14 protein-coding genes, 1 tRNA gene and 3 pseudogenes are annotated in these 24611 nt (G+C 62.2%); 12 read left to right on the top strand and 6 right to left on the bottom strand.

Annotated features, from left to right (window positions below; genetic code table 11):
• Positions 1-46 precede the first annotated feature (46 nt).
• The 3 genes from EJ072_RS07065 to EJ072_RS07055 are packed head-to-tail and all read left to right on the top strand — an operon-like array spanning position 47 to position 2972.
• The gene (locus EJ072_RS07065; RefSeq protein WP_112131118.1) at positions 47-1186 is read left to right on the top strand and encodes an ABC transporter ATP-binding protein; all 1140 of its coding nucleotides are present in this window, start codon (positions 47-49) and stop codon (positions 1184-1186) included.
• 8 nt (positions 1187-1194) lie between these two features.
• Positions 1195-2157 carry an ABC transporter permease subunit gene (locus tag EJ072_RS07060; protein WP_126079083.1) on the top strand — a complete coding sequence of 321 codons (963 nt, stop codon included), beginning with the start codon at positions 1195-1197 and terminating at the stop codon, positions 2155-2157.
• Positions 2154-2972 carry an ABC transporter permease subunit gene (locus tag EJ072_RS07055; RefSeq protein WP_042640957.1) on the top strand — a complete coding sequence of 273 codons (819 nt, stop codon included), beginning with the start codon at positions 2154-2156 and terminating at the stop codon, positions 2970-2972. The genes EJ072_RS07060 and EJ072_RS07055 overlap by 4 nt, the downstream gene beginning before the upstream one ends.
• Before the next feature lie 32 nt (positions 2973-3004).
• On the opposite strand, the gene EJ072_RS07050 is transcribed toward EJ072_RS07055, so the two are convergent.
• On the bottom strand, positions 3005-4885 hold the full coding sequence (locus EJ072_RS07050; protein ID WP_126079082.1) for an AsmA family protein: 1881 nt from the start codon (positions 4883-4885) through the stop codon (positions 3005-3007).
• A gap of 265 nt (positions 4886-5150) precedes the next feature.
• Here EJ072_RS07050 and EJ072_RS07045 point away from each other — a divergent pair, with 265 nt between their 5' ends.
• On the top strand, positions 5151-7109 hold the full coding sequence (locus tag EJ072_RS07045; protein ID WP_126079081.1) for an acetoacetate--CoA ligase: 1959 nt from the start codon (positions 5151-5153) through the stop codon (positions 7107-7109).
• 249 nt (positions 7110-7358) lie between these two features.
• Here EJ072_RS07045 and EJ072_RS07040 read toward each other — a convergent pair whose 3' ends face one another.
• Complete coding sequence (locus EJ072_RS07040) at positions 7359-11393, bottom strand: PAS domain S-box protein (protein WP_126079080.1); 4035 nt, start codon at positions 11391-11393, stop codon at positions 7359-7361.
• 270 nt (positions 11394-11663) lie between these two features.
• On the opposite strand from EJ072_RS07040, the gene EJ072_RS07035 reads away from it, so the two are divergent.
• The 3 genes from EJ072_RS07035 (at position 11664) to EJ072_RS07025 (ending at position 14033) form a co-directional block, all read left to right on the top strand.
• On the top strand, positions 11664-12131 hold the full coding sequence (locus EJ072_RS07035) for a phasin (RefSeq protein ID WP_126079079.1): 468 nt from the start codon (positions 11664-11666) through the stop codon (positions 12129-12131).
• A 334-nt stretch (positions 12132-12465) separates the two neighbouring features.
• Positions 12466-12542: transfer RNA gene (locus EJ072_RS07030), tRNA-His, on the top strand.
• A 129-nt stretch (positions 12543-12671) separates the two neighbouring features.
• On the top strand, positions 12672-14033 hold the full coding sequence (locus EJ072_RS07025; RefSeq protein ID WP_095814960.1) for a DUF6538 domain-containing protein: 1362 nt from the start codon (positions 12672-12674) through the stop codon (positions 14031-14033).
• A 379-nt stretch (positions 14034-14412) separates the two neighbouring features.
• On the opposite strand, the pseudogene EJ072_RS07020 reads toward EJ072_RS07025, so the two are convergent.
• Positions 14413-14568: pseudogene (locus EJ072_RS07020) on the bottom strand (ribonuclease Z); the annotation flags it as partial.
• Between the two features lie 490 nt (positions 14569-15058).
• On the opposite strand from EJ072_RS07020, the pseudogene EJ072_RS07010 reads away from it, so the two are divergent.
• The 3 genes and pseudogenes from EJ072_RS07010 to EJ072_RS07000 all read left to right on the top strand — a co-directional run.
• A pseudogene (locus EJ072_RS07010) lies at positions 15059-15322 on the top strand (glutamate synthase-related protein); the annotation flags it as partial.
• A 316-nt stretch (positions 15323-15638) separates the two neighbouring features.
• Positions 15639-16829 (top strand): hypothetical protein, encoded by a 1191-nt coding sequence (locus tag EJ072_RS07005; protein WP_245429457.1) that lies wholly within the window; start codon positions 15639-15641, stop codon positions 16827-16829.
• Between the two features lie 61 nt (positions 16830-16890).
• Positions 16891-17388: a GNAT family N-acetyltransferase gene (locus tag EJ072_RS07000; RefSeq protein WP_095814958.1), complete on the top strand. Its 498-nt coding sequence runs from the start codon at positions 16891-16893 to the stop codon at positions 17386-17388.
• Between the two features lie 182 nt (positions 17389-17570).
• Here the strand turns inward: EJ072_RS07000 and EJ072_RS06995 are convergent, their stop codons facing one another.
• Positions 17571-17933: a hypothetical protein gene (locus tag EJ072_RS06995; RefSeq protein ID WP_126079078.1), complete on the bottom strand. Its 363-nt coding sequence runs from the start codon at positions 17931-17933 to the stop codon at positions 17571-17573.
• A gap of 213 nt (positions 17934-18146) precedes the next feature.
• Positions 18147-18304 (bottom strand): annotated as a pseudogene (locus EJ072_RS06990) (transposase); the annotation flags it as partial.
• A gap of 401 nt (positions 18305-18705) precedes the next feature.
• On the opposite strand from EJ072_RS06990, the gene trxA reads away from it, so the two are divergent.
• Positions 18706-19026: a thioredoxin gene (gene trxA, locus EJ072_RS06985; RefSeq protein WP_095814957.1), complete on the top strand. Its 321-nt coding sequence runs from the start codon at positions 18706-18708 to the stop codon at positions 19024-19026.
• A gap of 63 nt (positions 19027-19089) precedes the next feature.
• Here trxA and EJ072_RS35850 read toward each other — a convergent pair whose 3' ends face one another.
• Positions 19090-19263, bottom strand: coding sequence for a hypothetical protein (locus EJ072_RS35850; RefSeq protein WP_189343237.1), 174 nt, complete (start codon positions 19261-19263; stop codon positions 19090-19092).
• A gap of 62 nt (positions 19264-19325) precedes the next feature.
• On the opposite strand from EJ072_RS35850, the gene EJ072_RS06980 reads away from it, so the two are divergent.
• On the top strand, positions 19326-24503 hold the full coding sequence (locus EJ072_RS06980; protein ID WP_126079077.1) for a shikimate kinase: 5178 nt from the start codon (positions 19326-19328) through the stop codon (positions 24501-24503).
• Positions 24504-24611: the final 108 nt, after the last annotated feature.

The following is a 24611-nucleotide window of genomic DNA, read 5'->3' as shown; positions in this document are numbered from 1 at the left end:
GGGTCGCTTTCTTTTGGGGAATCAAAAAAGTAACGGAGTGGGGATCATGAAATCGCTTGGCAGCATCCGCAGGGATTTCGCGCCATGGAACGACCCGAACGCCAAGCCATATATCCAGTTCGACAAGGTCACCAAGAAGTTCGGTGACTTCACCGCCGTGAACAATCTGTCGCTGACCATCTTCGAGCGCGAATTCTTCGCGCTGCTCGGCGCCTCCGGTTGCGGCAAGTCGACCCTGCTCAGGATGCTCGCCGGCTTCGAGGAGCCGACGGCGGGCCGCATCCTGCTGGACGGGCAGGACCTGCGCGGCATCCCGCCCTACAAGCGGCCCGTCAACATGATGTTCCAGTCCTACGCGCTGTTCCCGCATATGACGGTGGAGAAGAACATCGCCTTCGGCCTCAAGCAGGAAGGTATGCCGGGGCCTGATATTGAAAAACGCGTCGCGGAGATGCTGAAGCTGGTCAAGCTCGAGCAGTTCGCCAAGCGCAAGCCGCATCAGCTCTCGGGCGGTCAGCGCCAGCGCGTGGCGCTTGCGCGCTCGGTCGCCAAGCGGCCCAAGGTTCTGCTGCTCGACGAACCTCTCGGCGCTTTGGACAAGAAGCTGCGCGAGGAAACGCAATTCGAGCTGATGGACCTGCAGCAGGAGCTCGGCCTCACCTTCGTCGTCGTCACCCACGACCAGGAAGAAGCCATGACCATGGCCGATCGCATCGCCATCATGGACAAGGGCGAGGTCATGCAGGTCGCCACGCCGGCCGAGATCTACGAGGCGCCGACCTCGCGTTTCGTGGCGCATTTCGTCGGCAACGTGAACATGTTCGAGGGCAAGGTTGCCGAGCACACGGCAAACGCGACGCGCATCACCGGCGCGACCGGCGCCCAGATCGTCGTCGACAATGGCGGCAACGCCGCTGCCGGCTCCGACATCGTCTTCGCGATCCGGCCGGAGAAGATCAAGGTCTCCTCGAAAAAGCCCGCCGATGCCGTCAATGCGCTGGAAGGCGAGGTCTATGACGTCGCCTATCTCGGCGACATGACCGTCTTTCACATCAGGCTCGACGACGGGCAGATCGTGCGGGCAAGCGCCTTGAACGCCTCGCGCGTCACCGAGGATCCGCTGACCTGGAATGACCGCGCCTGGGTCTCCTTCCGGCCCGATGCCGGCGTCGTGTTGACCCGATAGAGGCTGAGATGACCGATATCGCAGCGACTGCCGCCCCATTGACGCAAACCACGACACTGCCGGCGAGGCTGGCGAAAGGCTTCGTCAACCGCCTCGTCATCATCATCCCCTATCTCTGGCTGCTGTTCTTCTTCCTCGTTCCCTTCATCATCGTCTTCAAGATCTCGCTGTCGCAGACGGCGATCTCTATGCCGCCCTATACGCCGGTGCTCAACTTCAGCGACGGCATCTCGGGATTCCTCGCCGGCTTCCGCGAGCTCAACTTCGATAACTACACCTGGCTCACCCAGGATGCGCTCTATTTCAACGCCTATGTGACGAGCCTGGTCATCGCGGGGATCTCGACGATACTCACCCTGATCGTCGGCTATCCGATCGCCTATGGCATGGCGCGTGCGCCGGCGACGATCCGTCCGACCCTGCTGATGCTGGTGATCCTGCCCTTCTGGACATCGTTCCTGATCCGCGTCTATGCCTGGATCGGCATCCTCAAGCCCGAAGGGTTGCTCAATCAGTTGCTGATGTCGCTGCACATCATCAGCCAGCCGCTGGTGATCCTGAACACCTACACGGCGATCTTCATCGGCATCGTCTATTCCTACCTGCCCTTCATGGTGCTGCCGCTCTATTCGTCGCTTGAAAAGATGGACTATTCGCTGGTCGAGGCCGCGGAGGATCTCGGCTGCCCGCCGATCGGCGCCTTCTGGAAGATCACCTTCCCGCTGTCGCTGCCCGGCGTAGTCGCCGGCTGCCTGCTGGTGTTCATCCCGGCCGTCGGCGAGTTCGTCATCCCCGACCTTCTCGGCGGCTCGCAGACGCTGATGATCGGCAAGACGCTCTGGAACGAATTCTTCTCCAACCGCGACTGGCCGGTCTCCTCGGCGGTGGCCGTCATCCTGCTCCTGGTCCTGATCATCCCGATCATGTTCTTCCAGCAGGCGCAAGCAAAGGCACAGGAGCAGGGCAGATGAACTCGACCTGGAGCCGCTTCAACATCACCTCGATCGTGCTGGGCTTTGCCTTCCTCTATCTGCCGATCGTGCTTCTGATCGTCTTTTCCTTCAACGAATCGAAGCTCGTCACCGTCTGGGGCGGCTTCTCGACCAAGTGGTACGTGTCGCTATTCCACAATCAGGGCCTGATGGACGCCACCTGGGTGACGGCGCGCGTGGGCGTCATCTCGGCGACGGTGGCGACCGTGCTCGGCACGCTCGCCGCCATCACGCTGACGCGCTACACGCGCTTCCGGGGGCGGGTGCTGTTTTCGGGCATGGTCTTCGCGCCGCTGGTCATGCCGGAGGTCATCACGGGCCTCTCGCTGCTCTTGCTCTTCGTCGCCGTCGGGCTGGACCGCGGCTTCTTCACGGTGACGCTCGCGCACATCACCTTCACCATGTGCTTCGTCGCCGTCGTCGTGCAGTCGCGGCTGGTCTCGTTCGATCGCTCGCTCGAGGAGGCGGCGATGGATCTCGGCGCGCCACCGGTGAAGACCTTCTTCCAGATCACCTTGCCGGTCATCCTGCCGGCGATCATCTCCGGCTGGATGCTGGCTTTCACGCTCTCGCTCGACGATCTGGTCATCGCGAGCTTCTCCTCGGGCCCGGGCGCCACCACGCTGCCGATGAAGATCTACAGCCAGGTGCGTCTCGGCGTGACGCCGGAAATCAACGCCGCCTGCACCATCCTGATCGCGGTCGTGGCTGTCGGCGTCATCATCGCCTCGATCGCCAACAAGCGTCGCGAGATCCAACGCCAGCTCGACGAGCAGGCCGCGCAACGCGGTTGAGCAGTGGGTACGGGGACGCTTTGCGCCCCGCCTTACTGGCCTGAAACGCCGGGAGCGATCGGCGAGATGAACGGCGCGCTCCAGTTGCCGCCGACGAAGAACAGCGACTGGTTCGGCTGAGCGGGAGGCGGATTGGCCGCCTGGCCGTTGGCCTGCTGGGGCTGCTGTGCGGGCTGTCCGCTGGGCATCACGCCGCCCGAGAGCGCCAGCCCACGTCCGGCGTAGGAGGCGATGCCCGACAGCCAGATTTTGTATTTCTGCGCATTGATCTCGGCCTTGTCGAGGCGCGCCACGCCCTTCGAGATGCTTGCCTTGATTTCGGCGCCATCGATCGGCAGGGAACCATTGGCGACGTCGTCAAGCGCGAAGAAGCCGCCTTGCTGGTTGCGCTTGAGGAAGGCCGGCAGGTCGAGCCCGTTGAGCGTGCCCGGCCCGAACGTCGCGGAGAACGATCCGTCGGCATTCTCAAAAATCGAATTCCACGCCTTGCCCGGTCCCTTGAGGATGACCGACACCGTGCCGGTGCCGGCCGGCACCAGCCGCGTCATTCCCGCCGCGGTGGCAAAGGCTCCCGTATCCACATCCGACGCCAGGAGCCGCAGCTCCACCTGCGTGCCCTCAGGCTTACGGTCGAAGCGCAGGCTGCTCTGGATGGTGCCGTTGAAGGCCGACGCGTCGGATATGTCGAAGACGGCAAGACCGTTCTTGACCTGCGCGGTCGCCGCGACGTCGGCGAGCTGCACCGGTCCCGCCATGGCATGCGCCGCCGACAGCCTGAGGTCGAGGTTGATACGGTCGGCGAAGCTGGTGTCGATGTCGCCTGGGCCGGCCTCGCTGGTGGGCGCGACGGGCGTGAAGGCCGACAGGAAAGATCTTAGATCCAGCGTATCGAAGGCGAGCGTGCCGGCGATCACCGGGCGCCCTTCCGCGAAGGAGAAATCCAGCGCTCCCATGCCCGGATTGTTGTTCAGCGTGACGGTCGTGTTCTCGAATTTCGCGCGCCCCGCCGAGGCGTTCACCTTGCTGGCGACCGAGACCGCCCCGATCGCGGCGCCCGGCGCGAGGCCGGCCTGCGACCACTCCAGCACGCGCCGCAGCGACGGGGCTGCGAACTTGGCCTGTCCGTCCAGATAGGCATTGTCCGACATCGAGGCCGTTCCGTCGAAGGAGAATGTCGCTGGTGCCGCCTTGAAGGAGAGGGTGACGGGCGCCGCGCCTCCGGCAAACAGCACCAGCGGTTTCGCCGAGGAGAAATCGAGCTGCACGGTCTCGCCGCGCCAGATTCCGGTCGCGGTCAGCGATGCATCGCTGTTCATCGCCTCCCAGTTCACCTGGCCGCTCAGGCTGCTCAGGATTTCGGTGTCCTTGCCGTCGGCCGTCGTCACGACGCGGCCATCGCGGAACTCGACGGTGCCGAACGGATCGGAAGGCAATCTGCCGAGGTCTGGCTTCTGCGGGTTGGCCGCGACCACACCGCGCGCGGTATCGATCGAGCGCGTGATGCGCCCGCCGGTCGGAAGCGGTGGCAGATAGAAGCCGTTCGCCATGCGCTGCACCCTGATCGTCGGGCGCACCAGCCTTGCGGTCGAGAAGGCGACGTCGCCCTGCAAGGCGGCCATGGCTGAGAGATCGACCTCCACGCGATCGGCCTCGACCACCGGCGGCGCGTCGGTCTCTGTCCATTGCGACAGGGTCACGTCGCTGAGGATGGCCCGAAACTTCGGCCAAACCTCGATGCGCGGCGAGCCGTCGATCGTGACCCTGAAGCCGCTCCAGGCGCTCAATTCCCAGGCGATGCGGTCGCGCACGATGCGGGTCGAGGCAATCAGCGGCAGCGCCGCGACCGCGAGCGCGATGACGAGCACGGCAACGCCGATCGCCCACACCCCGCGCCGGATCAAAGATGATGGCATTTCGCCCCGTATGCTTCTATTGCCGACAAAATCGCCCGACGGTGTAACCGAGCGCCGACGCTTTTCAAGTCTTTATGGCCTTGCGATGGCATTTGCGCAGGGACAGCCATGGGTCGCGCGAACAAAATCTTGCTCTGCTGCGCTGCAATATGCATAAGCGAACCGTACGACCCCGGTCCACGGTTGCGCGCCGTTTTTGGAACGATGGCATAGGCGATGTTGAGCTTAACTGGCTCGTTCGCGACGCGCTTTGGGAGGAGCGATCATGGCCGCCGACACACCTTTGTGGACCCCGACGCAGGAGCGGATCGACGCAGCGCCGTTAACCGCGTTCATGAAGGCCGCGGCAGCGAAGGTCGGGGAGGCTTTCTCCAGCTACGCGGAACTTCACCGCTGGTCGATCGAGCATCGAGAAGCTTTCTGGAGCCTGGTCTGGGATTTCTGCGGGCTTGTCGGCGACAGAGGCGAGCGGGGCCTCATCGACGGCGAGCGGATGCCCGGCGCGGCTTTCTTTCCTGACGCCAAGTTGAACTTTGCCGAGAACCTTTTGCAGAAGACCGGCGGCGGTCCTGCCATCGTCTTTCGCGGCGAGGACAAGGTCGAGCGCCGGCTATCCTGGAACGAGCTTCACGCGCTGACCTCGCGGCTGCAGCAGCTTTTCCTGTCGCTCGGCGTCAAGGCCGGCGACCGCATCGCCGCCATGATGCCGAACATGCCAGACACCATCGCCGCGATGCTGGCGGCGAGCTCGATCGGCGCGGTATGGTCGTCCTGCTCTCCCGATTTCGGCGGGCAGGGCGTGCTCGACCGCTTCGGCCAGATCGAACCGGTCGTCTTCATCGCGCCGGACGGCTATTGGTACAACGGCAAGGCGATCGAGGTGGCCGACAAGGTGCGCGCCGTGGTGGCCAAGCTCACCACGCTGCGCAAGGTGCTGATCGTCGATTATCTCGGCACCTCGGCCGACGTCGCCGCCACCATCGACGGGGCGACCGCGCTCGAAGAAGCGCTCTCGCCATTCGCCGCAAAGACCGTCAGCTTCGAGCGGCTGCCTTTCGCGCATCCGCTCTATATCCTGTTTTCCTCGGGTACGACCGGCATCCCGAAATGCATCGTGCATTCGGCCGGCGGCACGCTGATCCAGCATGTCAAGGAGCATCGCCTGCATGCCGGCCTGCTCGACGGCGACCGTCTGTTCTATTTCACCACCTGCGGCTGGATGATGTGGAACTGGCTGGTCTCGGGCCTCGCTTCCGGCGCGACGCTTTTGCTCTATGACGGCTCGCCTTTCTACCCCGACGGCAATGTGCTGTTCGATTTCGCCGATGCCGAGCAGATGACCTATTTCGGCACCTCGGCGAAGTTCATCGATTCCGTTCGCAAGGCAGGGCTCAAGCCGATCGCGACCCACGATCTGTCCAGCGTGCGCACCGTCTCCTCCACCGGCTCGCCGCTGTCGCCGGAGGATTTCCGCTTCGTCTATGACGGCATCAAGAAGGACGTGCATCTGGCCTCGATCTCGGGAGGCACCGACATCGTGTCCTGTTTCGTGCTCGGCGTTCCCACCGAGCCTGTCTGGATCGGGGAAATCCAGGGACCTGGTCTCGGCCTGGCGGTCGACGTCTGGGACGACGACGGCAAGCCGATCCGGCAGGAGAAGGGCGAGCTCGTCTGCACCAAGGCCTTCCCGTCGATGCCGATCGGCTTCTGGAACGACCCCGAGGGCAAGAAGTATCACGCCGCCTATTTCGAGCGTTTCGACAATGTCTGGTGCCATGGCGACTTCGCCGAATGGACGGCGCATGGCGGCATGATCATCCATGGCCGTTCGGATGCGACGCTCAATCCGGGCGGGGTCCGGATCGGCACGGCCGAGATCTACAACCAGGTCGAACAGATGCCGGAAATCCTCGAGGCGCTCTGCATCGGCCAGGATTTCGACAATGATGTCCGTGTCGTGCTGTTCGCGCGGCTGGCCGCCGGCGTGACCCTGGACGAGGATCTGGAAAAGCGCATCCGCGCCAGGATCCGCACCGGCGCCAGCCCGCGTCACGTGCCGGCCAGGATCGTCGCCGTCACCGACATCCCGCGCACCAAGTCCGGCAAGATCACCGAACTCGCGGTGCGCGACGTGGTTCACGGCCGTGCCGTGAAGAACAAGGAAGCGCTTGCAAACCCGGAAGCGCTGGAGCTGTTCCGCGACCTGCCGCAGCTGGCGGGCTGACGGATGGCATGGTTAACGAAATCGGTACGGCGAATTTACCTAGATTTCACGGGTGGTACACATTCGTAAACTTTTCTGAGGTCCGGTAAGGACTTGTTAAGGGACGACCCCGATAGTCGCGTGTAACTTGAGGGAGAAATCCCGTTCCTCGTCCCCTGAGGTTCAGCTCAAGCCCCCGTTGTGACAGCATCCCATTTCTCAAGGCGTCCTCCCGGACGCCTTTTTCTTTGGCTGGAACCGAGGACGATCTTATTCGGCAAGCACGCGGGTCGAGGGGAAGACGACCTCGACCAGCGTTCCTTCGCCCGGCGTCGAGGTGATGGCGAAGCGGGCTCGGTTCGCCTCCACCATGGCCTTGGTGAGGGGCAGGCCGAGGCCAGTGCCGTCGCCGCGTCCGCGCTTCAGCGCATTGATCTGCTTGAACGGCTTCAGCGCCTGCTCGATCTCGGCCGGGGTCATGCCGATGCCGGTATCGCGCACGCGCATGACGACATCGCCTGAGGCTTCGTACGCGGTCGAGACGATCACCTGGCCGCCGGCCTGGGTGTAGCGGATGGCGTTGGACAGGATGTTGAGGGCGATCTGGCGCACGCTTCGCAAATCCGCCACCACTTCCGGCAGCCGCGAGGCGAAGCTGGAGCGGATGATGACGCGCTCTCGATTGGCTTGCGGCTGCATCATCGCCACCGTCTCGGCCAGCGTGTCGTTGAGCGACACCGCCTCGTAGTCCATCTCCTGCTGCCCGGCCTCGATCTTCGAGATGTCGAGCAGGTCGTTGACGAGGTCGAGCACGTGATTGCCTGACCGGTTGATGTCGCGCAGATAGTCGCGATAGCGGTCATTGGCGATCGGGCCGAATTTCTCGTCCACCATCAGCTCGGAAAAGCCGATGATGGCGTTGAGCGGCGTGCGGATCTCATGGCTGATGCGGGCCAGGAAATCCGTCTTCTGCGAGGACGCGCGCTCGGCAACCGCGCGTGCCTGGGTCAGGTCTTCCTCGGCCCGCTTCCATTGCGTGATGTCGCGCACCACGGCGCAGAAGCCGCTGTCGTTCGGCAGCCTGCCGATGGTCATGAACAGCGGGATGAAACGTCCCTGCGCCTCGCGGCCGATGACCTCGCGGCCGTCATTCAAGACGCTCGCCACGCCCGGCTCCGAAAGGCCCGCGAGATAGTCGCGCGCCGCGCGCTGGCTTTCGATAGCGAACAGCGAGGCAAAGGGCTTGCCGGCGACCTCGTCGCTGTCGAAGCCGAAAAGGGCTTCCGCCGGCCGGCTGATCGAGCGGATGTTGCCGTCGCGGCCGATCAGTACGACGCCATCCGTGGCGGTGTCGATGATGGTGCGCATCTCGGCGATGCGCGATTTCAATTCCGGAACATCCGGCTGCAGCGCCGGCTCGTCATTGGCGGCGGTGAAATGCGCGGCATCGTCCTCGCCGGAACGCCGCACCACCAGCATGAGCGCCTTGCCGCCCCGCCATGGCACCGAGCGAAGCAGGGCTTCGATTGGAAATTCCAGGCCCTGGCGGCTCTTGAGCTTAAGCGAGTGGTCGCTTTCGTCCGCGCCGGCATCCTCGGCATAGGGATCGGCAAACAACGCGCCCAGGCCCCCCGCATCCGCGAGGTCGTCCAGCGCATCGTAGCCGGTGAGTTCGAGGAAGGCGTCATTGGCGTAATGGAGCTCGTCACCCGAATGGATCAGCAGCGGCACCGGCAGCCTGGCGAGGATGGACGTATCGGGCGCCTTGGCTTCCTCTCCGGTCGAAAAAGCGGAGGGCACAAAGCCTGCGAGCTTGAGTGGCGGCACGTCCAGGCGTGGCCGCGCCGGCGTTACGGGTTCTTCCGCGGCCGTCGCCGCGTCGGCGTCGGAGCCGGCCCAATCCTCGCTGTCTTGCGCATCGCGGAAATCGTCGGCGGTCATGCTGTCATCATCCGCCGTCGCATCGCGCGCCGGCTTTTCGGCGACCAGCTCGGTCACTGGCCGTTCGACCGGCTGCCGCGCCTCAGAATCGGCACGCTCGGCCGCCTGCCGGGTGGCCGCTGCCCGGCTGTCCTCGGAAGCAGGTTCGACGCCGGCTTCTTCCCTGGACTTCTCACCACCTGCGTAGCTGAGCAGCGAGCCGGAAGCGGCCGGCGTCACCGTCTTGCCGGCGTCGCTCGTCGCGGCGGCGTCATCGATACCGTCGAGCCTCGCCAGGTCTTCCTGGTCTTCCGCCTCGGTCTGTGCTTCAGCAGTCTCCGCATCAGCCTTCGCGTCGGAGGTTTCCGAGGCTTCCGGTGCCGGCGTCGCCTCCAGCGCGGGGTTCTCGTGCGCCGCCTCTTCAAGCGTCGTTGGCTGGTTGGCCTCGGCCTTCGTTGCGACGGCGGGCTCTTTCGCTGTTGCCTCGTCCTTGCCGGCAACAACCGCATCGGTCTGCTTGCCGGCTTCGGCGGCGCCCGGCTCGGCGGGCAGGGAATTGTCCTTGCGCAGCCGCTCGCCAATCTCGCGGAAGGCGCTGCGCTCAAGGATCGACAGGCTCTTCTGACTTGCGGGCGTGTCGCTCCCCGGCTGCTTGTCGTTGACCGGCTGGCGGTGCTCGGCCAGCCTTATCACCTTGTCGGCGAAGCGCCGCTCCGGCTTCGGCACGATGCTCAGCGCCGGCACTTCGCCCTGGAACGGATCTGCGGGCTTTGGCTGTTCCGGCTGCGCCTGCTCCGCGGCTGGCTGCTCGACCGACGGCTCGCTCCCGGCAGGCGCGGCATTAGGCACCAGCGCCATGCCGAGCGCTTCGGGATCGACCACGGCGTCGGCCGCGCGTGCGACGCCAAAGCCGCGAAAACCCTCGAAGGCGCGGCTGCGGCCATAGACGGGCAGCGCCGCCAGATCGACCGGTATCTTCAGATCGGTTCCGGCCACCGGCCACAGCACCGATCGGCCTGACCAAGTGTCGCGCCGCTCGAGCAGACCGGCGATCTCGCCCGAGGTGTCGAGACCGAAGATGGTGGCGACGTCCTTGAAGCGGCGGCCGATCACATCGGCGGCGGGCTGGCCGACGATGTCTGCGAATTCGGGCGACAACGCGCTGAATTTGCCGTCGGCGTCGGTGCGCCAGACGAAGCGCAAGGGTGGCGCCGAACGGTCGATGCCGCGGGGCAGGGCTGGCCGAGATGGCATGACGGTTTCGCGCGCGGCCGTCTCGCCAACACCCGGCCGCAGGCCTTCGGCCGCGACGGCCTCCTTCGGCTCATCCTTCGCCGGCGCCGCCGGTTGAGCCTGCCCGGCGTCATCGTCGCCGGCGTTGAAATACCAATGGTCATGCTGGCCGGCGCCGGCGTCCGCGGCCTGTTGGCTGGGCTCGGCGGCATCCGCCTGATGATCGGTCCGGGCAGGCTGCTGGCTGGGCACGACCCGGCTTCCAGCGTCAGTCTGTGCATCGCCTTCAGAAGGCTCCGGGACCAGCTTGGCTTGTCCGCCGGCTGTCACGACCGGTGCGGGGCTGTTGTCCTGGACCGGCCGGGGTTCGGGCTCGGCGGCCAGGCTTTCACCCGACAGCGTGGCTGCAACGGTGCCTGGCGTCGCGCCTTGCTCACCATCGGGCCGATCGCCCTGGCCGGCGGTCGGCTGTTCCCCTTGGTCGCCGTCGAGCTGGTCTTCATCGATCACCACCAGCAGATGCCGTGTGTCGGTGAGCCGCGCGAAACCGGCCGGGTAGGAAGTGCCGCTGCCAGGCACAAGGCGCTTGACGACACGGTCGCCGCTGCTTGCCACATCCGCAACCAGCGCAGCCAGCGTCCGCGGCTCGATGCCGAGCGCCGCGAAGCCGTCCGAGGCTGCCTCGACGCCGCCTTGCGCGTCGACGAAGGCGATGAAATGCCCTGCCTCGGTAAAACCACCGATGGCTCGGCCGGCGACTTCGCCGGCGCTGCGTGAGCTAGTCTGCGCCGCCGGCACCGCCAGCATGATTGCCTTCTCGCCGTCCGGCATCGTCACGGCGCTGGCCAGGAAGCCCACGGCCCGGCTCACCATGCCGGTGGCCAGCCTCACCGTGATGGCACGGTCGCTGCCAATCTCGGGAAAGCCGCTGGTCGCCATGATCTGCCGTCGGGCAATCAGCGGCAGCCGCGCCGAGGCGCCGATGATGGCCTCGATATCCGGATAGCCGAATACCGACGCCCCCGGTCCGTTCGCCCAGATCACCTGCTCGAGGTCGGCCGACAAAATGGCCAGGGCGTCGCCAGCGGCAAAGCGCTGACGCACCGCGTCGAGCACGGCGACGTCGAGGAAGGAGTAGTTTTCAGGCGGCATGCGCTGGGCAACCCTCCGGAGCGGGCATTTCAGTTAACGCTTTGTTAATAAAAGCCCGCGGTCCGAAGGTCCACAAGCCCTGGCTTGCATAGGTCGAAATCTCTGGGCTCTTGGTTAACGGCCCAGCGGCTGACGTTACGGTTGACGTACGGGAAGATTTTATGGTGCGCTGCAACAAAGATGTTGCAATGCACAAAAAAGCCTCTATATTGCCACCATACATGAACGAGACGGCTTTCTGTCAAAGCCGCTACCCGAAAAGGTTGGAAAATGTCCAAGACCACCGCTAAGACCGCTGCCGAGACCATCGAAAACGTTGAATTCCCGAGCTTCGACGCTTCCAAGGCCACCGACCAGATCCGCGCCTTCGCCGAGAAGGGCGTCGAGCAGTCGAAAGAGGCCTATGCCAAGCTGAAGACCGGTGCCGAGGAGACCCAGAAGGTTCTGGAGTCGACCTACGAGACCGCCAAGGCCGTCTCCAGTGACGTTTCGCTCAAGGCCATCGCCGCGCTGCGCGCCAATGCCGAAGCCGGCTTCTCGCACCTTGAAGCCCTGGTCGGCGCCAAGACCCTTTCGGAAGTCGTCGAGCTGCAGACCGCTTTCCTGCGCAAGCGCGCCGAATTGGCCGTGGAGCAGGCCAAGGAGTTCCAGGCCGTCGCCACCAAGGCGGTCGAGGATGTCTCCAAGCCGGTCAAGAGCGCCTTCGAGAAGGCGATCAAGGACGTCAAGGCTGCCTAATTTTCGCGCACAACTGTGCGCTGCATCAAAACGTCGCATTTCGTCAGACAAATAGTTATGCGATAGAGTTGAATAACCAGATACCCGGAAGCGGAACCTCCTCCCTCTGTTTCCGGGGTGACCAGCCAGCACCTCCTCCCGCTGGCTCGTAACAGGAAAAGGCCGGCACCTCCTCCCGCCGGCCTTTTCTTTTGCCTTATGAAAGGTGCGACGAGGACAACCCGTCCTTTGCCTTATTAAGGGCCTTGAATTAGAATCCGATAGCCCGTATTGGACGCATCGCCAACGATGGAGCGCATCCTCAGGATTCCTGGATAGCGCTCGCCTGGAATGTGCCGTTGTAGCTCAGTTGGTTAGAGCACCAGATTGTGGATCTGGGGGTCGCTGGTTCGAGCCCAGCCAACGGTACCATTGCCTTCTCGCGTAAGCCACTGTTTTTTCGAAATAAATTGGTCAATTCAATTGAATGCCTTGCGTCTGTTTGCGATTTTGTGTCACAAATTGTGCTACCTATTGTGATACAAACGGAAGGCCGAGACGTTGGGACGAAGGCGCGAAGAGCACCATCCTGATCGCTACCTGCAACTCAGAGGCGGGCATTTCCACTATCGCCGGCGCGTGCCCCAAGAAGTTCGCGATCTGGACCACCGCGGCAGATTCGTTCGCAAGTCGCTCAACACTTCGGACAGAATAAGGGCGAGAACCGTCCGCGACATGTATGAGGCGGCCGACAACGCACTCTGGGCGTCGCTAATGATTGGCGCCAATCCGCAAGCGGCAGGTATGCGCTACAAGCTGGCGATTAAGCGCGCTGAGTCTCTCGGTTTTGTCTATCGGCCGCTTGCCGAGATTCTTACCGCAGAACCGCTGGAAACCATCTTGCAGCGCGTAGAGAGCACCATTGGCGAGCCAGCTAAGTCGCCTGCGTTGGACGCCGTCGCTGGCATGGTCGAGCGACCTGACGACAAGATATCTGACGCACTGAAGGTTTATTTCTCCGACATCGTCCGTGACGAGTTGCGCACCAAGAGCCCTGACCAGCGCAAGCGCTGGAAAGCCAAGCGGCAGATGAGCGTCGATGTGTTCATTGATTTGGTCGAAGACAAACCTATGAGCAAGATCACGCGTGATGACGCTCTCAAGGTCCACAAGTACTGGCTCGACCGCATCGCGCCGGAGGAGGGGCCAGGCGATCGCTCGGCGTCGACCGGCAACCGCAATATGGGAAATCTTCGGACGCTCTACAGCGACTATTTCCGCCACTTGGGTTTTCCGGAGCAGAAGAACCCGTTCGCCGATCTCTCCTTCAGTGACAAATCGAAGCGAAGCCGGCCGCCGTTTCCTACCGACTGGATCAGAGACAAGATTCTCGCGCCTGGCGCATTGGCGAAGCTCAATGCCGAAGCTCGAGGGATTGCGTTGGCGTTCGTCGAGACAGGCTGTCGGCCGAGCGAACTGGCAAATCTTCATGAAGGCGTGATTCATCTCGATCACGAAGTTCCGCACATCTCGGTCGAGCCGCGCGAGGATCCAGAGGACCCACGCGAGATCAAAACAGCGTCGTCAGTGCGGAAAGTGCCACTGGTTGGCGTGGCGCTGGAGGTGTTCAAGAAGCATCCCAACGGCTTCCCACAATACAAGGACCGAGAGACGCAGCTGTCTGCTACCGTCAATAAGCATTTTAAGAAGCACAAGCTCTTTCCGAGCGACAAGCACACATTCTATTCGCTCCGCCACTCATTCGAGGATCGAATGAAAAATGCCCGGCTCGACGAGGAACTGCGGCGTATGCTGATGGGTCACGCCATCGACCGACCCAAATACGGCGAAGGCGGCGAGATGAAGATGTGGCAGGAAGAGCTCATGAAGATTGCGCTGCCGTTCGATCCTTCGATCGTGTGACGCGCTCACGTATCGCGGCCAGGCGCTCTTCCTTTGCTCTATGATCCAGCAGAGCCCGCTCCAAGTGATCAAAAAGTGGAAGCCATGCCTCGCCTCGATCGCCGCGGGCAACAATTATTTCGGCAATGCGATCGAGAGCGCGCTCAAGGCGCTCGGTAGTCACTGGCCGAAAACTTGGCGAGTTAGGCTTCACTGCTCTGCGATCTACTCAGTGCGGGTTCGTAGTACGCAGGTTCTCTGATTGTTTTGGAAGGCCGTGCCCTACAAAGGGGGATAGACGACGGCTACGGCGCGCGAAGACGTCTGTCGAAGATCCAGTCGCGCAGGACTGTTACCGGCATTGGTCCGCTCCGATCGATCCGCGAGGCGATAGCTAATCCGATGCAGCGTACGCATCGGGTAAAGCCTGCGCAGTCGTGAGATGACCATAGTCGCGCGCCATGGCCGCATCTCGTTCCAGGAAGGTGGCCTCGATCACCAGAAGGTCGGCGCCGCGGACATGGTCTGCCAGCTCATCGGTGGATTCCGTATCGCCGAGTGACTGGGGACATTTCGGCAGGGTCGAAATCCGTGCGGCCAGTCGGCGGGCGGCATTTCGGTTTGGTGAGCCACTACTCAGACGTCGCGTTCGGGGCCGCAGAACGAACCCGCTACGCGGGATGGGCTGGGGTGAGGTAGAGATCACGAGCGACGTCGCGCTCTCATTGATGGTGGTTCGGCAGCGGCAGAGCATCACCGGCTTCTTCAACAAGGAGCCTGACCATGCCCTATCCTGTTCTTGAGGCTACCTGTCAGTCCACTTCGTCAGCGGCTGATCCACGACACGATGCTGCGCCGGTTCAGCCAGGAGACGCAGCGCAACTCATCTCGGCGACATCGGACGCCTGGCGACCTTCCTCGGCTGGTCGCCGGTTACAGCGACCACCGACGACATGCGCCGGTTCCAGATCGAGCAGCAGGACGACGATGTTCCCGTGCCGACGATGAACAGCATCGTGTCGGCGCTACGCTTCTTCTTCACCCATGTGCCGATCGTAGCCAAGGAAGTGGGGTCGGGCCTGTCCGCCTCGGTGGCCTCTGCCCGCGTCGAGGCGGGCGTGGCGTTGATCGATGCCGCGGGCGCCGGCGGCACCACGTCGGCGCTGCCAACGGTGAAGTTGATCGCGTCGGGCGGTATCCGAGACGGCGGCGACGTGGCCAAGGCCATCCGCCTGGGCGCGGACTTCGCCGGCCAGGCGGCCGGCATGCTGCCCGCGGCGACGGTTTCCACCGAGCCGGTCCATTCCCACTTATTCAACGACTGTTTTACAGTTCAGCCAGTGCGGTCAAAAACGCGCTTGTTCGAAAACCGACGCTGAGGCCGCGAGTATCCCCGTCGGTGGGGCCATTTCCTGCCATGTTTACCCGTCTTTCAAGCAAGGTCCGCGAAAAACCTGTGTTGGCATGCCGGTTGCAAGGACACCGTAAAGGACCCGCACGACCACGGCGGTCTCGCGGTCCTTACGCCAGAGTTCAAATGAAACTTTCAAGCTGACAGCGATGTAGCGCGAGTGCAACTCCGTCGCGCCTTGACTTCCCAGGAAAAATCAAAGGAGCCCTGAAGAAATGAACGTGCCAAGTTATTCCGCGGCCTCGCCAGATCAGCGGGCGGTGCGGGGGATATTTTCTCACCTAGCGGACCGCATCGATCGCCGCCTGCGAATACGCCCGCTTGGGATTATTAGCGATTTTGTCGCCGACCAACTCCCGCACCGTATCGCGGAGATCAAAAATAGTGAACAGCGGGCTGAAGCTGTCAAGGCGCTTGGGCATAGCATCAACGCCATGCTAGCGGCAGGGAACTATGAGGCGCACTTGCTGAATCTGAAACAGTCGGAGTTTGGGGTAGCCAAGACAGACATCCAATATCTCCTCAATATTGCTTATCAGATGTCTGCATTTGCGGGACTTAACCATCACGATGCGGAGTTAACGGTGGGAGAGCCGCTGAAGCGCATTGCAGCCTTAAGTTGCGAGCGGGAGCCTAGCATAAATGTTCTTTCCTATGAAGATATGATCCTTACCAATCCGGTGGAGAGCGATCCGCGCGTATACTGCCTCGACTCAGCTGGGGTCGAGGAGCGAGATTTTTGCCTGGGTCATCAACTCATTGAGAGAGATTTGCAGTTCGCAGTGGACACCCTGCTTGAGTTGCGTGACGAGGTCGGGGCGGATGCGCGCCGGTGTCTTACACTGTGCCTAGAGCGCCTGGAGTCGGCGAATTACATTCTGACCCGCTTTCATAATCATATGTCGCCCGATCTATTTGGCGAATTTCGTGAGTTCTACGGAAAAAACCCTTATAAGAATAGGCTGGCTCCAAGTGGCCGATTCTCGGCGCGCGTTGTCGCGGTTTCTGTGCTACTAATCGGTGAAGAAATTTTCCGCCAAAAACCGAAATTCTATAGGGATGTTTATCGCCTGTCGGAATACTACCCGCGAGGATGTATTGGTGCGGTCTTTGGCTGGTTGTCTTCAGATAAGAGGAGCACGGGGGCCCAGCCAGACTGGCTTAAGGGGAAAGCGGCCTTTCCTAAAATAGCAACCGTCTCGCCCGTGATAGAGGGGAAATGCACTCAAATCCGAGAGCTGTACGCGTCCTGTGTCTATGCGCTGGACCGGTTCACCCGGATGCACCGAAAGACGGCTTTGAAATATACGGTTGAACCCGGTCGCCCCATCGCCGGAGTTGAGGAGTGGGAAAGCATGGACGCTGTGCTTTCACAGCGGCTGCTAACGGCGGCGGATCAAAGCTAACAGGCACAAACGTCTTGTGAGCGCGATGCCAGCCTCGCAGGCGTCCAATAGGTGATGGTCGATGTTTCAAGACGACGTGATCTTTCGTAGGTTTGAACGTGAGGATGTCGATAATGTATGGCACCTGCATAGGAGTGCATCTGAGGCTGTTGGTGTGTATGGTCCGGAAGGGATGTGGGAGGATGATTTACGCAACATCGGAGAAGCATATATCGAATCTGGCGGAGACTTCGTAGTTGCGCATATTGGTCCCCAGCTCGCTGCTATGGGCGGATTGCAACCTGTCGACGATGAAATCGCAGAACTCAAGCGTATACGGGTCGATCCCGCCTTTCAACGACGTGGGCTTGGAAGAAGGATTGTTAGCGAGTTGGAATCGCGAGCCGTTGCTCTCGGATTCAAATGCATAGTGCTCGAGACGACAACGATCCAAGTAGGGGCTCAAAGGCTTTATGAGACGGCCGGCTATATTCGCCGCGGGAAAGGGAGGTTGCACGGATATGCCGTGATCTTCTACGAAAAGCCTCTCTCCGGCCAGGATGCTCTTGGTTTCTGCTGAGAAGTGCCCCACCATCCGCTGCATGTATGTTTCGAGAGTCAGGTTGTAAGCGGGCGCGTCTATATGCAGACCGACAGACCTTCGGTTCCGAGTTCACCGACCGCGTAACTGCCCCGGTCTGATGAGCCGCAGTGTCCGTCCTGCTGAGGATCAATGGGGTGCCAAGCCGCCTGCTCAACTCGTCACCCGTATTTTCGCCGAAACACGCCGAGGAAATCCTCATCCAAGCAGAGCCAGAAATCGTCCTGGTCGTAATCCAAATCACTTGATTCGGGCTCAAATCCATACTTCTTCTGATTCCTGTGCCTGCTTGGACATCCGGCGGCATGGTGGCTGCCGATGCCCGGCTTTATAACCAAGCGCGACTTTGAAGAATGTTGGCGCCGGTTCCTCTTACCCAGCCGGGATCCTGAAATACGTGCCAGTTTGGTCAGAAGAACGTTAGGTGAAACCATGAACCCGGTCGCAAACCCGACCGGATCGACCTTAGGATAGACGTTGGCCACAAATGCGCGCGACCGGCCGGCCGGCGGCTCGAGCAGCATCGTCTGGCGGCAAGGTGTACCAGTCCAGGGTAGGGCCAACGGCGTTTGCATCGGTAGCCACTAAGCCCGGACCATTTATCTAGGAACGGCACGCGCGGATCTCATCATGGCCTGGCCGCAACAGCGGCCCACTTGCAAGAGGCTGGATACATTTGTGTAGACTGCACCGTCCTGATCAAGACGACCCTTGCACGGGCGGGGCGGGTCATACATTCTTGAAACCAGTTCGCGAAGCGCGGCCGCGTCGAGCACTTGCTGGGCCAGAAGCTTCTTCGGCCTCTCTTCCAGGGCCCCAGCCGCTTCGCCTCGGAAATTTCCACGCCGCCGAATTTGGCCTTCCAATTGTAGATCGTGGCTTCGGAGATCCCATGATCAGGAGCCAGATCCAGCATGTCCGATCTACCACATTACGAGTGTAACCCGTTTCGAGTTGACGCTTCAGAATTTTGGATCTTCATTAAAGGACACGCTCCAATCGGCGTTCGATATTGAACAAAGCGGAATACTTTTCAGACCACATACTAAGGCGAATCCTCCATGGCCAGACCGGGCGACTGCCGGAGCCAAACCCGATTACTCAGCAAGTCGCCGCATCTGCTACGCCATTGTAGTGGGGCAGAAGGGAGAAGAGATCGATGGCACAAGCAACGGCGGGTATTGTGCCGCTAATGAAGCAGATACTTTCTCGCCGGCTCCCAGTGCTGTCGGTGATAGCGGGAAATATCACCGCACCGTCACATGTGGTTCAACATCTTCGGTCAAAGGAACAGCCATGGTTACCGTGAAAGTCGATATCAATAACTTCGAGTCGGAAGTTCTGGAATCCGCAGCACCCGTCGTCGTCGATTTCTGGGCCGAATGGTGCGATCCCTGCAAGATGATTGCTCCGAGCCTCGACGAAATCTCCGTCGAGATGGAAGGCAAGATCAAGGTCGCCAAGCTCAACATCGATGAAAACCCGGAACTCGCCACTCAATTGGGCGTGCGCTCCATTCCGACGCTGGCGATCTTCAAGGGCGGCGAGGTGGCCGATTTCTCGGTCGGCGCCAAACCGAAGGCAGCTCTTTTGAACTGGATTTCGAACGCTGCCTGACCGATATCGCTCGATCTGTACCGCAACGAAAAACCGCAGATTCGCCACGTAAGTCGGGCGAGTTCATAGCGATTTATGGGCGTTTTGTACAGGATTCAGCCCGTTGAGCTTCAGCCTGATGTCGGAGCGATCGAAGGCGAAGAAGCTTTTCATTGCGGCGTTGTCGAGGCAGTTGCCGTTGCGTGAATGCTGCGGCTTTTCAAGCACGCCGCTGCAGGCTCGCGTGACCGCACTCAAACCAATGATGCCCTGTTGTTGACAGGCTTAGGCGATGCGTTTTGCTGGATCGGAGAGGGAATATGGGCATCACCGGAGAGTTGGCCGGACCAGCAGGGCGATCTGATAACGAAGGAGGCCCGCACCGCATCTCCGACGCAATGTCGGACCAGCGGAAGACGCGCGAAGCAACGCTTGCCATCGCCGGCGCGGTGGTTGCCCGCGACGGCAATCTCGACGGATTTTCGGATTCAGAGTTGGCCGATTTTGTGAACGGCTTCAGCAGATGGCCGGACCAGCAGAAGACGCGCGAAGCGACGCTTGCCATCGCCGGCGCGGTGGTTGCTCGCGACGGGAATCTCGACAGATTTTCGTGTTCAGAGTTGGCTGATTTGGTGAACGGCTTCAGCAGATGGCCGGACCAGCAGAAGACGCGTGAAGCGACGCTTGCCATCGCCGGCGTGGTGGTTGGCCGCGACGGCAATCTCGACGGATTCTCGGATCAAGAATTGGCCAATCTGGTGAACGGTTTCGGCAAGTGGCCGGAACAAGAAAAAGCACGCAAGGCGATCGTTGCCATCGCCGGCGAGCTCGGTTCCAAGGGCCGTCGCTTCAGCGCTTTCAGCACGCCTGCCCTTGTCAGGATCGCCAACGGTCTGTCGCGGGGCATCGAGGAGGGAGAGACCGCCGGCGAGGTCGCCGAACCCGCCTTGCTGAAGGACCGACTGCATCAACTGGCGCACTACCTCCAATATGCCGAGGATCGGCTGCAGCAGGCCGATGTCCATGCCATAGCGAGTATATTCAAGGCGTTGGGCAAGGCGCAGTTGTCGGACGATTTCGGTGCACTGGCACAGCCGGGGCTGGACAGGCTCGAGGTGTTACGTGCCAATCCCGGGTTTGAGCTCGACAACAACCTCGAGACGATGGGCAATCTTTGCGCCTCCCTGCTGCCCCTAGCTCGCAGCCCGAAGCCGGTGTTGCGCTGGCACCGCAGACCGGCGCTGAACCTGCTCAACGCCATCCAGCCGGTGGTGGAACACAAGATCGATGCCCATCTCAACGCAGGCCAGGCCGAGCGCACCAGCGGTCCCAATGCAAGCCGCTGCCCGGCGCTTTCGATCTATCAGGTGCTCAAGACCCGGGCGGTGCTGGAGACGCTCTACCGGCGGCCCTATGTCGACGGCGACGAACTCGCCTTGCAGGCCAGGCAGGAAGAGCTGCAGGGCAAGACCAGGCAGATCCTGGACAGCTCCCGGGCCCTCATCTACGCCGACCTTTCCTACATGAGCTGGAACGTGATCGCCGAGATCGAGGCGAAAGAGCCGCTCGAAGCGCTCGACACCTTCATGGCGCAGAACGCATCGATGGTCCAGGCCCAGCATGCGGCCGCCAGCTTCGATGTCCATCGGGTCCTTCATACCATGGACCACGAGCCGAGACCGCCGCAAGGCGATGCCGGACTGATGCGGCTGCCGGTGGTCGACATGCAAGGCCGGCCGCTGGCCAGCGAAGCCGAATTGCGGTATTCCATTTTCCACCGCTTGACCTCGGGCGCGGTGCCGGTGGTGGCGGTGCAACTAAAGGGAACTCCGACCGGCGCCATGCTGACACGCACGTTCCCCGTGGAGGGCGTGCCCTACCGCATGGACCTGTTCGGCGGCAGCAAACTGAAGCCGCCGCAAAAGAGCCTGAACCAGCTTGCCTCTCACCTGCCCTTTGCGCCCGAAGAGGCCCCAAGCGGCAAGCTTTTGGCGATCCCTTATGCCGAGACGGCTCCGGGTACGGCCTTTGAGCAGTTGTCGCGGGCCTGGGCGCCGTTCAAGGAAGCCTATTACTATACCCAGCGCCGCGGATTTGCCGCGCCGCCGGGCATCCCCGACATTGGCCCGCATGATTATGCGCTGGAAGGGTGCTTCAAGCTGTCCCTTCTCCCCGACCGCCCCGCAGGCGCAGGGCATCCCTTCCGGGTCGAGGGGCGAGACGGCGAGATCGCCTTGCGGCCGCATGACGGCTGCGGCTTCATCAGGGCCTCACTGGCCGAGCGCATGCCGGCCATTGCCCGGGCTCGCCACGACGCTCCCGAGCGGATGCCTGCCTATGCCGGTAATAGCCAATCGGCGCTACCGCCTTCGGCGCTGCAACATTATCCGCGCAGCGTCGAGGTGGCACAGGAGACCCGCGAGAAGGCTCTGGCTTGGCTCGAAACCCATCCAAGCCTCACCCTCGAGGAGGTGTTCCGGACCGTCACGGGCGGGCACATCGAGGGTTCGGGCGCTATCGCCGTACCGTCGAGCGACGAATGCCTGCATGTGCCGACGGGCAAGAGCAAGACCTTGACCCGTGACGCCGGCGTGCTTGTCGGACGCTCCCCCTATGACAAGCCCAACCTGCGCCCGTTCGCCCCCGACCGGGTCAGGTCGGCGCGCGATGGCGATCGGACCGCCGCGTTCCTGGATCGGTGCGTGGCCTTCCAATACAGCTTCAACGTCGCGCACAGGTCGGGGGCTGGGCTAGCCGCCGACGATCCGACCTTCTTTGCCAAAGGCATCTTGATCGTTGTGCCCGACGAAATGTGGCCGGCGGACTTCGCTGACCGCGGGGTGGTGATGTCTGCGGAGGACGTAAAGTGCCATTCGCGCTGGCTGGAGGAAAAGAACCGGGTCAAGGCCGACACCGCGCTGGAGTGCGTCGGCATCCTGCAGGCGACGGAGGTGTTCGCGCCCGGCTCTTTGGTTGCGGTTCCGAGCGTCGAACAAAAAATGCTCGACGGCGATTTTGACGGCGACGCCGTCGTCATCATCGGCAACCGGCCTCGCCTTTACGAGCATGTGCGCCAGTTCGACGCGCAGCTGCAGGCGCTCGGCATCGCCTCGATGAAGCCCCCGAAGTCGCACACGCCGGCCATTGAGAAAGGCGACTACCAGTTCAGCCGGTCCAAGCAGATCCTGTCGGCCACCGGGCTGGTGCTGGAGACCTACAGCTGCCTGCAGCGCAACGTGCTGGCGCAGCCGCAGGAGGCGCAACGCTGGTTTGCCGAGCGTGCCATCTTCGGCACCTACGAGGGCATTCATCCTGGGCTCAAGGCCGACATCCGCGCACTGTTGCAGGAAGATCGGCCGGATGGCCATACCCTCCATGATCTTATCACCAGGGCTGGGGAAGACAGCAAGGCCGCCAAGCATCCGGTGGCCTGCGAACTGGCCGCCTTGCTAGTGGCCGAGCTCCAGGACTGGAACCGGCAGCTCAGCGAGCCGGCTCATGAGTCGGACGTCAAGCAGCAGTTAGCGCGATCCGTGGCCTCAGCCGGCGCGAAGCCTGCCGTCAGCGCCGACGCGGCCGCGCTCTTCCCGAAACTCAGCGAATCCTTTCCGGCAACCGCTGACGCCAGGAAGCGCGTCGACTTCCTGCTCAACCACTACCAGCCGCGCATCGATCCGCGGCCCGACGGCTACAACCCCGACGATCTGCATAAAAGCGCCATCAACCTGTTGAGCGTCGGCATCAAGGTCGGCACGGACGCCTACAAGTCCGATACCGGTGCGCGGGTGTTCATGCAAAAAACTACCGAATTGCAGCGGCTCTTGGAGCGCAGGCCGGGCTTCAAGCCGGCCCCCTATGTCAAGGCGCAGGCGGCAAAGCTCCACCAGGGCCGGTTCGACGTCGATGGCAGCCTGGCGGATCTGAAGGACAACCCCACGCTGGCGGCCTCGGTCATGGAGGCCTCGATCAGACTCGCCGTCGAAAAGCGCATCCTGCCGAGCGCCCTAGCAATCTCGGCCGACGACCCTGCCAGCAGGATAACGCTGAGCAGCGAACAGGCCCCGGAGCGCGCCAGGCTCGAAGCCGCCCCCGCCGAAGCGCAAGAAAGCGCGATTACCGAAACTGTGCATGCTGTTGCCGAGCTTTTGCGGCACGACGGCATCGAGGTGAAGGTGCCGCATCTTGACCAACGGTCGCGCGGGCAGGTCTGGACAGCCGACGAGTTGACCGGCCAGAGCGTGAGCGCGGCGCCAGAGGCCCAGCTGGTCACCAATGCCGTGCGCCATGTCTTCGAGATCCCGGACGAGGCTTTTACGCGCGCATTCAAGAAGGCGGCACTAGCCTTCGAGGAGCGGGACTGCAGCGAGGTCGAGACCACCAACTGGTTCATCAGGATGGACACGCCGAGGTTACGCGGCGTTCACACGGCATTCAGAACTGCGCAGAACTATCGCTTCGAGGTCGAGTTCCATACGCCGGCCAGTTACCGGGCAGAGCTCGCGCAGCGCGCGCAGAGCGAATGCGAGTTGGTCCCTATTCCCCCTGGCGCCTGGGAGATATTACACTGGGGCTCGTCAGGAGAAAGCAGGTCGAGGGCTGCAGGGACCTCCAGGTCGCCCACAATCGCAAGACAACAGATTGCGGTCGCTCGCTCCCCGCAAGCGGGCGAGATCCTCGCGGCTCTCGGTACGCGGCCGGTCGTGCTCGTCGGGATGCCGGCGAGCGGCAAGTCGAGCATCGGCGCCCAGCTTGCCAAGGAGTTGGGGGTGGAGTTTGTCGACATCGATAAGCGTATAGTCGCCGAGCACGGCAATCTGATGGAGATGTTCGCCGACCCTGGCCGCGGCGAGGCGCACTTCAGGGACCTGGAGACCAAAGAGCTGGCCAAGCAGCTGGAGAGAGGGCCTATCGTCATCGCAACCGGCGGCGGCTGCTTTGGCAACGACACTAATCAAGCCCTGATCCTAAATAAGGGGAGGTCGATCTGGCTCGACACCGAGCTGAAGGAGCTCCGCAGGCGCCTCAAGAAAGACACCAGCCGTCCGCTGCTGCAGGGCGCCGAGATCGAGCAGAAGGTTGACCAGCTGTACGAAGAGCGCAGTCCGTTCTACCAAAAGGCCGACATCGTCCCGCCCTTTCAAAAAGACAAGAAGGACGCTCGCATTTGCGTGAAGGAACTCTACGCTTCCCTGTGCAGCGAAAGAGAAGCCGCTCTGCCCGCTGCCGAGATATCACATGTCTCCGGTGCCTCCGGCACTACCATCACCATGTCCCCAACAGCTCAGCGTATGCACGATAATCATCACCACGGCCACGATCGCGGGGTCGGCGCCGGGGAAACTATCCAGGCGCCGATGGCACCATTGGGTGTAGGGCAACGGCCGCCGCCCCTCGAGACCCTCACCGCCGACCCGCAGCCTTTGCTGGCCGGCAATAACGCACGAGCGCATTTAGCGTCTTCCACGAGAAGCAGAGAACGCTCAAGCCGAGGACAATAAGCCTTAGGCGGACAATCAAGGGATTTTTCGCAGGGTTGGTGCAGTGTGCGCGTTGGCGCCGAAGCTAATTAAAGTGGGAAGGCGGGTGCGCTGCGGCGCGCGACAGCG

Source organism: Mesorhizobium sp. M2A.F.Ca.ET.046.03.2.1 (genome assembly GCF_003952425.1).
Classification (GTDB): domain Bacteria; phylum Pseudomonadota; class Alphaproteobacteria; order Rhizobiales; family Rhizobiaceae; genus Mesorhizobium.
This window is presented reverse-complemented; position numbering and strand designations above follow the sequence as displayed.